This is a genomic window from Paenibacillus senegalensis JC66 (genome assembly GCF_000285515.1).
In the GTDB taxonomy this organism is placed as follows: domain Bacteria; phylum Bacillota; class Bacilli; order Paenibacillales; family NBRC-103111; genus Paenibacillus_L; species Paenibacillus_L senegalensis.
The window spans coordinates 33,664-47,296 of sequence record NZ_HE610964.1 but is presented as its reverse complement, the minus strand read 5'-3'; the positions used below and the strand labels follow the sequence as shown (position 1 = coordinate 47,296).

The following is a 13,633-nucleotide window of genomic DNA, read 5'->3' as shown; positions in this document are numbered from 1 at the left end:
GAACCTTGATGGCTAGCGATCAAATTGTGATAAAAGGGGCGAGAGCCCATAATTTGAAAAACATAGATGTCACCATCCCGAGGGATAAGTTTGTCGTTCTGACGGGTCTGAGCGGATCAGGCAAATCATCCCTCGCTTTCGATACGATTTACGCCGAAGGCCAGCGCCGCTATGTAGAATCGTTATCGGCCTATGCTCGCCAGTTTCTGGGCCAAATGGACAAGCCGGATGTAGATTCTATAGATGGGCTGTCACCGGCAATTTCCATCGACCAGAAGACGACAAGTCGTAACCCGAGGTCAACAGTTGGTACGGTTACAGAGATTTATGACTATTTAAGGCTTCTCTATGCCCGAATCGGAAGACCTCATTGCCCTACGCACGGAATTGAAATCACCTCACAGACCGTAGAGCAAATGATAGATCGGATTATGGAATATCCGGAAAGAACAAAGCTGCAAATTTTGGCTCCGCTGATCTCAGGCAGAAAAGGCGAGCATGTTAAGCTGTTGGCCGATATCCAGAGACAAGGCTTTGTTAGAGTTAGAGTAAATGGGGAGATTCGTGAGCTGTCCGAACAAATTCAACTGGAGAAGAACAAGAAGCATTCCATTGAAGTAGTAGTTGACCGGATTGTCGTTAAGGAGGGGATCGAATCCCGTTTGGCGGACTCTCTGGAAACCGCTTTGAACCTGGCTGAAGGAAGAGTGCTTGTAGATATTATAGGGCAGGAAGAGCTTCTGTTCAGTCAAAATTTGGCTTGCCCCGAATGCGGATTCAGCATTGAAGAACTTGCTCCCAGGATGTTTTCCTTCAACAGCCCCTTCGGAGCTTGCCCGGAGTGTGACGGTCTGGGTGTAAAAATGATTGTCGATCCTGACCTGCTCGTACCGTTCCCGGAGAAGTCGATTGAAGAGGGAGCCTTCGAAGCGTGGGCGGGAAGCACCTCTAATTATTATCCTCAATTCCTTGCTGCGGTTTGTGCTCATTACAACATTCCAAGAGACGTTCCGGTCAATGATTTGAGCAGTGAGCAGATGAAGATTTTGCTTTACGGTACCGGTGGCGAGAAGGTAAGATTCCGTTACGAGAGCGACTTTGGCGGGACCAAAGAAGCGTATGTGCCGTTTGAAGGCATTGTCCGCAACCTGGAGCGGCGCTATCGCGAAACTGCATCAGATGGGATTCGTGAATATATTGAGTCTTACATGAGCGCCAAGCCTTGTGGCAAGTGTAAAGGAGAGCGGCTGAGACCGGAAACACTGGCCGTAACGATCAACGGGAAAAATATTGCCTACGCTACGAATCTATCGATTGGCGAGGCACAGTCGTTTTTTGACGGTCTGCAGCTTACGGAGAAGGAGCAGGTCATTTCTCGTTTGATCCTCCGGGAAATCAGCTCCCGTCTAGGCTTTCTTGTTGACGTAGGCCTAGACTACCTGACACTTAGCCGTTCAGCAGGAACTTTGTCCGGCGGAGAAGCCCAGAGGATCAGGCTGGCCACGCAGATTGGCTCCAGCCTAATGGGTGTGTTGTATATATTGGATGAGCCCAGCATCGGACTGCATCAGAGGGACAATGATCGTTTGATCCGCACCTTGGAGCATATGCGAAATTTGGGCAATACGCTCATTGTGGTTGAACATGATGAAGATACGATGTTGGCTGCTGATTATATCATTGATATCGGTCCTGGCGCAGGGATTCATGGCGGACATGTGGTCGCCCAGGGGACGCCTAAAGAAGTCATGGAGAACAGCGAGTCTTTGACGGGACAGTATTTGAGCGGTAAAAAGTTTATCCCCGTACCATCGAAAAGACGCAAACCGAATGGCAAGTGGCTTGAAGTGAAAGGAGCCAAGGCGAACAATCTGCGCAATGTCAACTTGAAGGTTCCGCTCGGTACTATGGTTTGTGTAACAGGGGTTTCCGGCTCGGGAAAAAGCACCATGGTTAATGAAATCCTGTACAAAGCATTGGCTCGTGATTTGAACAAAGCGAAAGTAAGACCAGGAGAATTCAAGGAAATTAAAGGACTTGAGCACATTGAAAAAGTCATCGACATCGACCAGTCGCCGATTGGCCGGACACCGCGATCGAATCCGGCAACCTATACAGGTGTATTTGATGATATTCGCGATGTGTTTGCAACGACAACGGAAGCCAAGGTTAGAGGATACAAGAAGGGACGCTTTAGCTTCAATGTCAAAGGCGGTCGCTGTGAGGCCTGCCGCGGAGACGGGATTATCAAGATCGAAATGCATTTCCTCCCCGATGTATATGTTCCCTGTGAGGTTTGTAAAGGCAAGCGCTATAACCGGGAAACGTTGGAAATCAAATATAAGGGCAAAACGATTGCGGACATATTGCAGATGACTATCGAGGATGCCTGTGAGTTTTTCAAAAACATTCCGAAAATCCAGCGTAAGCTGCAAACCTTGCTGGATGTTGGTTTAGGCTACATGGATTTGGGTCAGCCGGCCACGACGCTCTCAGGGGGCGAAGCTCAGCGGGTAAAACTGGCTGCCGAGCTGTACCGCAGAAACACAGGCAAATCCCTGTACATTTTGGATGAGCCAACAACAGGTCTGCACATTCATGATATTGACCGGCTGCTTAAGGTGCTGCATCGCCTTGTCGATAATGGAGAGTCTGTACTCGTTATCGAGCACAACTTGGATGTAATCAAGACAGCCGATTATTTAGTTGACATGGGACCTGAAGGGGGCAGCCGCGGAGGTACGATCATTGCCCAAGGGACTCCGGAGGTAGTGGCGGAGAGCAAAGTCTCCTATACAGGGAAGTATTTGAAGCCAGTTCTAGAAAGAGACCGCAAGCGTTCAGAGGAAGGTGCAGATGCACTGCAAACTGAGGATGCCGTTGTTTAAAAGGAATGCAATATGTAGGATAATGCTGCTTAGGAACTCGAAAATGGAATAAATCAAGGGGCACAGGCTGTCATTGCGCAGCCAGTGCCCCTTGTTTGTGTTTATATAGTTGAACTTATAATCTATAGAGGATGGTACGATTCCAATGCTAAGAGGCAAGGATCGCCGTCAGTCTCTCTTGAAAAGCGGCTGCACCTACTCGTTCCACAAATCGATGGAAGGATTCGCCTTCACTGCGGTTTTCTTTGTAAAATTCAATCAATTGGGCGAGTACAGGACCCACATCATCACCTTTGACCCGTCCTTTGAGCACCTGATTCAGCTTCGCTCCAGGGCCAAGAATTCCGCCCACCGCAATATCAAAGGCGTCTATTGTTCCTTCGGGTGTGCGAATCAGTGAGCCCTGCAGACCAATGTCGGCAATATGCTTCTGGCCGCAGGCATTGGGGCAACCGATGAAATGAATCCTTACTTCACTATCCAGATCAACATGGTCATCTAAATATTGAGCAACCCTTCTTGCTCGTTCCTTCGTTTCCACAACCGCCAGATTACAGAATTCGTTGCCGGTACAAGACACGGTTCGGCTCATGAAATGCTTGGGGTAGGGAGTTAAGCGCTCAAAGATTTCATGCGCTAGAAGCTCATCGACCCGCTCATGAGGAATATCCGGAATCAATATGTTTTGGGACATCGTTGTACGAAGCGATCCGCTGCCGTATTGATCGGCCAGCCGCGCCAATTCTATGAACTCGGTGCCGCTTAGCCGCCCAATGGGAACGTTTAAGCCGATGTAGCGGAGTTCCTCCTGCTTCTGAGGATGGACGCCATCGAAATAGGCAGCATTCCAACCAACCATCTGGTCTTCTCCCCGAGCAGGCATTTCTCCAATCAGCTTGGTCAATTCTTCCAGGAACTTTTCAGCTCCCCAATCAGCTACAAGGAATTTCAGGCGTGCATGGTGTCTTTTCTCACGGTAGCCGAAGTCCCGGAAAATGGTTGTTACCCCAACTGCAACTTTCAGTACTTCATCCGGGCGCACAAACAGATCGAGCTTCTGGGCGAGGTGGGGCTTTGCGGACAGGCCGCCTCCTACCCATACATGAAAGCCGACAACATGATCTCCGTTTATCTGTTTGATAGCAGGAGTGAATGAAAGATCGTTGATTTCCGCATGTGCGGTATTATATTTGCTCGCAGAGATGGACATTTTGTATTTTCGCGGCAGATTAGAGAAATCCCGGTTTAACAGGAAAAAGTCCGAGACCTGATTGACGAGATCAGTCGTATCCATCAATTCATCCGGATCTATGCCAGCGAGCGGATTGCCGACAACGGTCCGCGGGCAGTCACCACATGCCTCATAGGAGTACAAGCCTACATCTTCTAATCTTTTGAAAATATCAGGAAGATGCTCTACGCGCAGCCAGTGAAACTGAACCGCCTGGCGGGTGGTTACATCCATCAGATCGCGTCCGTAATCCTGGGCGATGCCGCCTAGAGCTCTAGCTTGATCGGAGTTGAGACAGCCGGAATTGATTCTGACCCGCATCATAAAATGGCCGTCACGCGGCTTCTGCTCGTAAACACCGGCCCATTTGAAACGGTTTAATTCATCTTCAGGTATCGATTCATAGCCTTCCAAGGCATACTTTTCAATGATGGTACGGATAACATCCAGACCGTCCTTTTCAAGCTTTAAATGTTCAACTTTGTTCAGCTTCGGTTGATTCTTGACCCAAACGGGTTCGTAAGCCATCAGTTTCCCTCCTCAGTTTCCCGTTTAAAGCAGGCATGCGGCTGTGGAACAGGTTGGCCGAAGCCGCAGTCCCTTGTCATTCACATTGGCCAGAACGGGAAAATCCCCTCTATCTCCTATAATAAAACTTTTCCGAGCGGAGTAGTTATCAGGATTTGTTATGAAGCAGGGCCATTTCGTTTATAATAATAATGACAATGTTGTTACAGATAGGATAAAAAACTTGCATGATTGTCTCACAGAAGATAACATAAGATAAGATACGCTATCATAAGGGGGACTCTCGATGTTCTTGGCGGCAGAAACGGAAGCTGCAACCAGTACCTTCTCGGTATTTGACTTGTTTGTACTTGCCATTACGATTCTTATTGCTATAGGATTTGTACGCTTGCTATTGGCACCTAAGAAAAATTTCTTCGCGATTGGATTCGCACTGGTTAGCTTGTTGGTCTTCCTGTTTATGGACTTTGTTATGATTAAAGGCTGGATGGGAATGGCCTAGCGCTTAGCTAGTGCAGCGGCCTAGTTTAATAACATTAAAAACCGTTTACGGACTACTTTCGCAAGTGTCCGTAAACGGTTTTTTATTTGGTTAATAATGCTTTTGGAGAACTGCTACACCCACCACATTTCCCCGAGAGGTTCCTCAATCAGGATCGGCTTCAGATTCTCCACAGCCTTTGTGAAGCCCTCATCTACTGACATTAGGCCATCCTCATGCTCAATGCTGACAACATAGTCGTAATTGACGAGACGAAGAGCACTAATGATATCAGCCCATGTCTTCATATCATGTCCATAGCCGACCGTGCGGAATTGCCATGCGCGGTCAAGCATGTGCGTGTAGGATTGCATGTCGGTAACTCCATGCATGTTAACATTATTCGTATCCATAGTCGTATCCTTGGCGTGGAAATGGTGGATCGCTCCAGCTTTTCCAAGGATCAATACAGCCTGCACCGGATCAATGCCCTGCCACCACATGTGGCTTGGATCGAGGTTGGCGCCAATTGCTTCTCCGGCAGCCTCCCGCAAGCGAAGCATAGTAGCCGGTGTATGTACCGAAAATCCGCCGTGCAGCTCGAGGCCGATTTTAACGTTATGCTCAGCAGCAAATTTACCTGTTTCAGTCCAATAAGGAATAACTTTGTTTTCCCACTGCCAGGTCAAAATTTCCTGATAGTCATTTGGCCAAGGAGCTACCGGCCAGTTCGGATACTTAGCATCCTCGTGATCACCGGGACATCCGGAAAAGGTGTTAACAACCGGAACTTCAAGAAGATTAGCGAGCTTGATCGTCTTTGTAATCAGTTCCTGGGCTTCCTTGGCAATCGCTTTTTGCGGATGAAGCGGATTGGAGTGACAGCTGAGTGCACTAATGATCATGCCTCTAGATTCGACGGCATGCTTGAAAGCTTTGCGTTTGCCGGCATCGTTCAATAGCTCGTCCGGATCACAATGCTTGCTGCCGGGATAACCGCCAGTACCGATTTCTACTGCACCAAGGCCCTTCGATGCAATGTACTCCATCGCTTCCTCGAACGGCTTTTGCGCAAAAAGGACAGTAAATACGCCAAGTTTCATGAATAATACCTCCATATTAGATTGAATTAAGCGGGTGTCCACACGAGTGGAACATTCGATTGAAGTCTCTACCTACAAGGACTACTCGAAAGCAATTACCCATATTATAGCATTCCGCTATTTCAAAAAGAAGGAAACGATAGCAGGCCGCGAAAGATTTTAAGAATCGTGGTCATATCATTAGTGTAGACAATTACCGAAAAGCCAACGAGAACTTGCGTTAGCGAGCAGCGAAATGCGTAGTACCATTTGGACACCTTCTTTTTATTGACCAAGGTCCAGCCAAATAAATTCTCGCAGGCCATAATAATGCCGTGATACACCCCGTATAAAAAGTATGGCCACGTATATCCATGCCATAACCCGATTAAAGTCATAATCAGTAAAGAGAGGGCAGCGGCCGTCGGTTTGGATGGTGCTTTACGTGAAAAAAACATGAAGATATGATCGCGAAACCAGTCGCCGAGCGATGCATGCCAGTTTCTCCAAAATTGGGTCAGAGAAGGAGACAGAAACGGTTTTTTGAAGTTTTCCGGAACCTGATAACCGAACAATCGTCCAAACCCAATCGCAATATCGGAGTAGCCGGAGAAGTTAACATATATAAACAGATAGAACCAGGCGAACAGGAATAAGGAATGATAGAAGTACAACTCACCGGACAGCACATGATCAAAAATCGTCTGCATCCAAACGACAAGCACAACCGCCTTGAACAAGCCGAGAATAATCCGTTTTACCGAATCTTCAACCTGGGTCGCATTAACTTGATAGGGTTTCTGGCAGTCGGCTATAAACTCTCTGAATTTGAGAATAGGCCCGGAAGTGAAAGTAGGGATAAACAAAATAAAATTAAAATAGTCCAGTGCCGGTATCCGCCCTTTGGGGCCAAAGAAATAAGCGAAATAAAGCGCATCGATCACTTTTAACACGTTATAGATTAAACCGAGAGTCACCAGAAAATCGGCGATTGGATGCTGCCACCATCCATACTCGATAAAGCGGACCAAGGAAACTAACGCTATGTTAAGCACAATCCAGGTAACAAACCATACCGCCCGGGCTTTCTGCACGGCACAGAGCATCCGGTATAACCCGTAATTCAGCAAGGTGTAGGCGAGATAAAAGAAAAAAAGCTTGTAGTTAAACACAAGCAAGAAGCCCAGATTGAATAGGAGCAGCAGCACCCGCTTGTTATCTTTCCAGCGGCGGGTCAGGAGCAGGGCTGCTACCATTATAATGAGGCCTATCAAGGCGTAGACATTAAAATAAAACATGGATGAAACGGCTCCTTATCCTGGGGTTAAAACTCTTCATAAATAAAGACGCCTTCTCCCGTAAAGTAGATAATGACAAAGACCAGCATGACCAGATAGATCAGCATTACGGTGAATTTTCTAAGGATAGCAGCCATTCATCCACCTCCCGGGTGAACAGGGGGGCTCCCTGTTCGCGGTTTAAATGCACCACGTCATGAAAATAAACGGAATCGTACCGGTTCACCAGATCCAGTACCGGAATTTGTCTTTCTTCGAGCAGGAGGTTTGCTTCTTTCATAAACTCCGACATATAGTTTGGCAGAGGATAGTCGGGGTTGTAAGGCATCCAGACGACTCTGAAATCTAGTTGATGGTGTTCCGCGTAATCTAGAACCCACTCGAGGGCCTGCAAATTTTCCTGCACGTCCTCCATGCCCATCCAGTTAAAAAGCTGCTCGTACTTCTCAAAGTCTGCATCGATTTCTTCCTTTGGCTTCTGGCCGAAGTAAAGATGCTTGTCCAGCCAGGGCTGATGATCAAGCATCTCTTCCGGTTTCCCTTCACGGATGGAGGTATAGGCTTGTTTCACGGTCTTGGCAAAGCTATCTTGAAAATAAGCGCGATAAGCATATAAGTAAGGCTGGTACCACTTCCGATTCCAGGGGTAGGTAGGATCCGTGTCCAGCTTATCCAGTATCGTGTGAACATCAATCCCTAATACCAGCTGGTCCTGGACATTAAACCAGGGCTTCTCGAGAATTTCACGAAGATAGGTAATCTTACCGTAAGCCAGCCCCATCTCAATTAAGGGGAGCTCGGCTTCATCCTCGATATAAGCTCCAATGACCGCTGAATTGCCGTAAAAGACCGGTCCGGAATCTGTCCAATCATGATGCAGCAGGGTTTTGGTAAAATCATTCTTCGTAAACCGCATGGAATGAACCAGCGGGTCCCAGCGGGCTACCAGCCAGTCTGTCAGCAGAAATGCCGCCAACAGCGAGAGCACAAACCCGTTTTTCTTAACAAAAGACAGGAGCTTCACAGCGGGATCACCCTATACCTGATTTTTCTTTCCATGCCTCGTACTGTTCGCGGAAGCGCGCAGGCCATTGCTGCTCATCCATCCCGAATTGAGCCAGGAAGGCCAGCACCCAGCGTTCAATCCCGAAACCGACACAGCCAGTAACGGCGCTTCTTTTGCCGGCCTTAATGTTAAATGCGTTGCCGAACGTATTGCTGTGGAAATTGACCGAGCTGCAGGCAATTGATTTGTTCAAATAAGGGACGGTCAAGCGCAGCTCGTACTTCATTTCCTGGTTGCGCTGGAACGAAGCCTTTACCTGGAAATCGTTCGTGAAGAAGGGGTCATTGGCTATCTCCATATAGCAATCCACTTCCCACTCGCGGGCCAGCTCCTGAAGGGCTTCCAATGCCTTCAAGCGATTTTGCTTAACAAAATCAGGTTTGCCGACAAAAATAAATTCCCGCATGCTGAAATCAAGCAGACGTCCAAAATCGCTGTGATTGCGAGACTCGAACCGATGACACTTGGAAATAGCCGAGACAGCGATCCCGTCCCCGTCTATCGTCTCATCCTGCAGGCCTTCATAACAGTGATAGCAGGTGGAGGGATTCATTGCATACTGTGGCTTTGGCATAGCGGCGTTGAGATCCAGCTCTGTTTCCGCTTTCCAGCCCCCTGCTTCACGGATAGATTGGGAGAAGCCTTCAATTACATCGAGATCCTCTCGAAGATGAGTCAAAAAGTGCATGTGCTCGGGAAAAGAGGTGAAGTGATTAGTTTTGTTCAACGTCTCACAATGGATGATGGCAGGATAGGACTCTTCCCGAATAGCAAACTGCCTGCCTATTTTTGTACGAAAGCGTGGTCCATAAATCTCATCAGCTGAGAAAAAGGCTCGCGAAAAATGAACAGACCCGGCTCCAACACCTTGATAGTTTTCTGTGCAAGCAGGTCGGCCATAATATCCCCCGAATAAGGCTTCGCTCCGCTATGTTCAAAAATGCGATTTTCCTTAAACCCGAAATCGCCTTTGGAGAAACGGGTGACCAGCCGTTCCAGCCTTTCCCGAATAACATCATTGCCCAGGGGGGAGTGGTGAATGACCGTAAGCTGCTGCAAGGATTCGTCCAAAAGGATATCGTCTATATGCTCGTCCACAAATGCGGAAGCGTATTTAAGCTGGCCGTATTGGCCCGGATCTAACGGTTTCAGTGTTACAACGCATTCCATTTTGTTTCACCCCGCGGTTTTGGTATGAATAAATTGTGCAATTTCATTAATCGTATTTAATGGATAGAGCATCAGGTCCTGATTGGTGACTTCAATGCCATAAGTCTGTTCGATATGGGCAATTAATGCGGTCGCCCCCATGGAATCAATAAATCCATAATCGAATAGGTGGACATCCACCGTGAACTCATCATCGTCCGGATCAATTTCGTATCGCTGGCGGATATGCTCCTCCAAATGACGTACTATGTCTTCCATAAATTTTATCCTCGCTTTCCAAGATCATCTAAGTGTGGTCTGCCGCAGCTGGTCTATTTACAAATAATGATGGCCTTTAATTGGTTTATCAGCTGCCGTCTTCGGAGTTAAACCAAATTTCAACTTGGCCGGTATCTCCGAAGTGGGTCAAGGTATAGGTCAGATCTTGCTCATTAAACTCCCATTCCAGCTCCATATCTTGCGGTGTTTTCAGCTGAGCGGGAAGAGGGCTGTAAATTTTAATCTGCTGCATTCCTGGTTCAAGCCAACGCAAAGTCCAGTATTCTTTTGTTTTAGTGAGCTCGACAGGCACATTGGCGCGGACCAGGTGGGCAGGCGGCTCTTGCCAGCTGACCTCGAGTCGTGTTTTCTTGGTCAATGCAGTGTATAAGGTTTCACCACGCTTGGAGAACAGGTCGGCATCGACAGCAAGAGGATGGCCGCTTAGCGTCCGTCCGGGCTCAATCTTCACACCCAGTGTTTTAGCATAAGCGCCAGCCTGTTCAGGTACATCCTGATCCAGAGGCTTCAAGGTCAGCGTGCGATGAACGCCCTTTCCCAGACGGGTTTTGACCGAGTCGATCAAATACAGGCCCCATGACTGGCTAACTTCAACTTTTGAGGTCAGAGCGGTCAGGAAAGAGCGGGCCATCTGCGGCTCCGACATAAAATTATAATCATGAGCAGTTCTAACCTGATCGAAATATTGAACAAAAGCTTCAAATACGGCGCGCTTGCTATCAAAATATTCGATATGCTCCATATAGTTAATCGGCATGTCCAATTCGACGTAGGAATCGTAAATGTCGGTAGTCCGGCCAATGGGATCACTGCGGTAAAGCGGGCTCGGAGCATATAAAAGCATAGGCCCATCCAATTGATCATCTTTCAGAAGAAACGGCATTGTCCATAAATAATCGGTGTACGATCGCGGATCGCTCAGCGCATAGGAAGGCTTGAAGCCAAAATTAAACCAAATATCCTGCTCGTTTTCATTACGCAGCGTCTGCAGACGATCTTCATTATTAATCCGCCAAGTATGCTGGTTAGTTCCCGTAGATTCCCAAGTCAGCCCGAGATCAGCAAATGCCTGGCGATGCAGGGAGATTTCCTGCTTCTCCTCTTCATCGCTCATATAATTATGCACGAAAATATGGGGGTACAGTTCTAAATGGTGCTCATCCGCATAACGCAGGAAATCATTCAGCTCCTCTTGGTGAGGAAATTGCGAATCGTTAATGGCGTAGGGCACCCCGAACTCTACCTGGCCTATCAGCAAATCATCTATTCCATCATAGTTAATATCATACCATATCGGAACGGAATTATGGCCTCCTGCTATAGCATGACTGCCTACTTGATTGCGGGTCCTGCCTTCTATAGGTCCAAGCTCCGTCCAGCTTCCGTTGACACGGCTGTATACTAGAACATCGCCCTCGTCGCTGCCGATCTGCAAATCCAGCTCTCCATCCTGGGTCATATCTCTCAGAGCGGGAGCAGCAAATCGCCCAGAAATAGTAAACAAAAGCTCACCGCTGGCAAACTGCAAGCTTCCTTCATTAATGCCGCGATAAAGGTAAAGCTCGCCGCTGCCTGTGCCTACTATCAGATCAGCAAGGCCGTCCCCATCCAAATCTCCCCATGCGGGAGCGGCATAGGAATCAACCTCGATCTGCACCCCATCAGCGAGCAGAGGAACGAGGGACTGAAAAACAGGACGCGCCTGTTCCTCTGCTGCCCCGGCTTCCTGACGCAGTGCCGCCCAGAGACGCCCTTCCTCATCGCCGATGAGCAGGTCGTCCAGCCCGTTGCCTGTCAGATCAGCAGCAGCAATAGCCGAATAGCCTGAAGTCCGCAGCAGCTCTCCGGAAGAAAGCAGCAAAGGCTCCGGAGACTCGAAGGAATAGGGGATGCTTATGCCTTCCGGCAGTGGTTGGCTGGCGTAATCCTCCGGCAATTGCCCGCGGTTGGCATAATGGTAAATCAGTCCGTCTGCGCTGCCTGCAAGCAAATCAGGAATGCGGGCCGACGGCTGCGGAAACAAGAGTGCGGGATAAGCACGGTAGGGCAGCTCTATTCGTTCGGACAGCTGGACATACTCGGGATATTGCGCTTGTTTAAGCGGCTGTCCGTCACTAACCAGATTAGCTCCGCTTCCATAATAAGAATTGGCGTAGCTGCCTACAAATTCCGGATTTTCCTGTGTCCCTACATTCAAATGAACGTTGATGGTCTCCCACCATTGCCCCCAGTCATAGGAAGCTCGTACTAATGAAAAAGAAGGAATCATTGCATAATCGCGCAAAAGCTCTGTCCACTTCTCCGCATCGTGGTCGCGGAAAGCAGGCAGCGCTTCATAATGATTCTGAAATGCCATAGCCGGCCTTCCGTAAGGCCCGAGCACCTTCGTCACACTGTAGCCGAGAACCTCTTTGCTGACATAGGATAGAAACTCGCCGCGCAGCTGATAGCTGGCGCTGGCAAAGCCAAAGTGAAAATAAGGCTCTACCGGAAGCCGGTAACGATTAAAGTAAGCCGTACCGTCACGCTCAAGCTCGGACCGGTCGAATTGGGCTGCCAATTCCGCGAATCCGGCCTCGGGGTCCATTCCGCTCTGCATATCGAACCCCGTTATAAAATAACGGTTAGGAAGAAATGAACTGCCCAGAACGACACTGCCTTGCCCTACCCGGTTAATGGTCATAAGGGCTGCATCATTCAAGGACACGATCGATTCAGCAGTTGAAGGAATCATAGCCTGTCCCCACTCAAATCCGGGAAGCCGGTCGATACCGCTATGCTGGTTGAAGTTTTCGAGAAACAAACGAAATACCGTTTGCATTCCCCTAGCATTGATATCCACTTCGGGAAAGGTAAACTGCAGTGAAGTTCCATCAGCTGAAAGCTCTTCCCAGGAGGCAGCTCCTAGAAATTCATCAGGAAAAGCTGAAGCAAATTCATGCTCCAGAAATAGGTGTCCGCCCTGCTGCACATAAGCTATCAAGGAATCCTGCAGCGGACTCCAATTATCAACCTGACTAAGATGCACGTCCAAATAAACCGCATCGTACTTTTTGAGATTCCTGAGCGAAAGCTCTGTAAGCGAACGCTGTTCCAAGGAAACGTTCGCGGATAAGGACTGTTCAAAATGGCTTAATGCGGCCAGGTCCACATCGTTCCCGCCAACCGCGTACAGAACGGTCAGCTTTTCGGTTTTGGGAATAAAAAAAGAACGGCCAGCAATAGGATCAGGATGCCGCCGCAGATCCATATTGTGCGTTTGATCAAGTCTAAGAAAGCCTCCTCTAAAAATATCAAAATTCCATATGCCATTATAACATTATTTGAAGGGGGTTGAAACAAACGGCTAATGAAGCCGGCTGCATGCTTTTAGTGCCTCCAAGTTAAGGAAGCAAAGTTTTTTGTAACAATTTTGTAATTAGTGAAACGTTTTTTCCGGTTAATCTGTCTATATACATAGAGGAACAAATTATTGAGCTAATTTGGAGCTAATTTGCAAGAATAATCTAGTGAATCTAGAACATCTTGATTGTTGAGTCATAACGGATTCTGTATGGAGTCCGCGGCCCCGATGCATAAGACTTTGCAGCATGATGGAAGAGGAGGCGCA

At 48.1% G+C, this 13,633-nt stretch carries 10 protein-coding genes; 2 read left to right on the top strand and 8 right to left on the bottom strand.

From position 1 onward, the window contains the following. Positions 1–8 precede the first annotated feature (8 nt). Positions 9–2,888: an excinuclease ABC subunit UvrA gene (uvrA, locus tag PSHG_RS23610; RefSeq protein ID WP_010278636.1), complete on the top strand. Its 2,880-nt coding sequence runs from the start codon at positions 9–11 to the stop codon at positions 2,886–2,888. A gap of 148 nt (positions 2,889–3,036) precedes the next feature. On the opposite strand, the gene PSHG_RS23605 is transcribed toward uvrA, so the two are convergent. Further along, entirely contained in the window at positions 3,037–4,647 is a 1,611-nt protein-coding gene (locus PSHG_RS23605) for a nitrite/sulfite reductase (protein WP_010278634.1), read from the bottom strand. A 286-nt stretch (positions 4,648–4,933) separates the two neighbouring features. Here PSHG_RS23605 and PSHG_RS23600 point away from each other — a divergent pair, with 286 nt between their 5' ends. Further along, positions 4,934–5,149 (top strand): hypothetical protein, encoded by a 216-nt coding sequence (locus PSHG_RS23600; RefSeq protein ID WP_010278631.1) that lies wholly within the window; start codon positions 4,934–4,936, stop codon positions 5,147–5,149. Between the two features lie 113 nt (positions 5,150–5,262). On the opposite strand, the gene PSHG_RS23595 is transcribed toward PSHG_RS23600, so the two are convergent. The 7 genes from PSHG_RS23595 to PSHG_RS28860 form a co-directional block, all read right to left on the bottom strand. Next, positions 5,263–6,231 carry a sugar phosphate isomerase/epimerase family protein gene (locus PSHG_RS23595; RefSeq protein ID WP_010278628.1) on the bottom strand — a complete coding sequence of 323 codons (969 nt, stop codon included), beginning with the start codon at positions 6,229–6,231 and terminating at the stop codon, positions 5,263–5,265. A gap of 122 nt (positions 6,232–6,353) precedes the next feature. Beyond that, on the bottom strand, positions 6,354–7,508 hold the full coding sequence (locus PSHG_RS23590; protein ID WP_010278625.1) for an MBOAT family O-acyltransferase: 1,155 nt from the start codon (positions 7,506–7,508) through the stop codon (positions 6,354–6,356). A 106-nt stretch (positions 7,509–7,614) separates the two neighbouring features. Continuing rightward, positions 7,615–8,532, bottom strand: a complete 918-nt coding sequence (locus PSHG_RS23580) for a hypothetical protein (protein WP_010278622.1) — start codon at positions 8,530–8,532, stop codon at positions 7,615–7,617. Between the two features lie 7 nt (positions 8,533–8,539). Further along, complete coding sequence (locus PSHG_RS31640; RefSeq protein WP_235782120.1) at positions 8,540–9,301, bottom strand: aminoacyl--tRNA ligase-related protein; 762 nt, start codon at positions 9,299–9,301, stop codon at positions 8,540–8,542. 56 nt (positions 9,302–9,357) lie between these two features. Beyond that, on the bottom strand, positions 9,358–9,744 hold the full coding sequence (locus PSHG_RS31635) for a hypothetical protein (RefSeq protein WP_235782119.1): 387 nt from the start codon (positions 9,742–9,744) through the stop codon (positions 9,358–9,360). Positions 9,745–9,750: 6 nt separating this feature from the next. Continuing rightward, positions 9,751–10,002, bottom strand: a complete 252-nt coding sequence (locus PSHG_RS23570) for an acyl carrier protein (protein WP_010278620.1) — start codon at positions 10,000–10,002, stop codon at positions 9,751–9,753. 88 nt (positions 10,003–10,090) lie between these two features. Continuing rightward, entirely contained in the window at positions 10,091–13,273 is a 3,183-nt protein-coding gene (locus PSHG_RS28860) for an FG-GAP repeat domain-containing protein (protein WP_010278618.1), read from the bottom strand. Positions 13,274–13,633: the final 360 nt, after the last annotated feature.

Excerpts from the sequence above, each read along its gene's own strand:
- PSHG_RS23600 (WP_010278631.1), top strand. The coding sequence starts at position 4,934 with ATGTTCTTGGCGGCAGAAACGGAAGCTGCAACCAGTACCTTCTCGGTA.
- PSHG_RS23590 (WP_010278625.1), bottom strand. The coding sequence starts at position 7,508 with ATGTTTTATTTTAATGTCTACGCCTTGATAGGCCTCATTATAATGGTA.
- PSHG_RS23595 (WP_010278628.1), bottom strand. The coding sequence starts at position 6,231 with ATGAAACTTGGCGTATTTACTGTCCTTTTTGCGCAAAAGCCGTTCGAG.
- PSHG_RS23605 (WP_010278634.1), bottom strand. The coding sequence starts at position 4,647 with ATGGCTTACGAACCCGTTTGGGTCAAGAATCAACCGAAGCTGAACAAA.
- PSHG_RS28860 (WP_010278618.1), bottom strand. The coding sequence starts at position 13,273 with ATGGATCTGCGGCGGCATCCTGATCCTATTGCTGGCCGTTCTTTTTTT.
- PSHG_RS31635 (WP_235782119.1), bottom strand. The coding sequence starts at position 9,744 with ATGGAATGCGTTGTAACACTGAAACCGTTAGATCCGGGCCAATACGGC.
- uvrA (WP_010278636.1), top strand. The coding sequence starts at position 9 with ATGGCTAGCGATCAAATTGTGATAAAAGGGGCGAGAGCCCATAATTTG.
- PSHG_RS23570 (WP_010278620.1), bottom strand. The coding sequence starts at position 10,002 with ATGGAAGACATAGTACGTCATTTGGAGGAGCATATCCGCCAGCGATAC.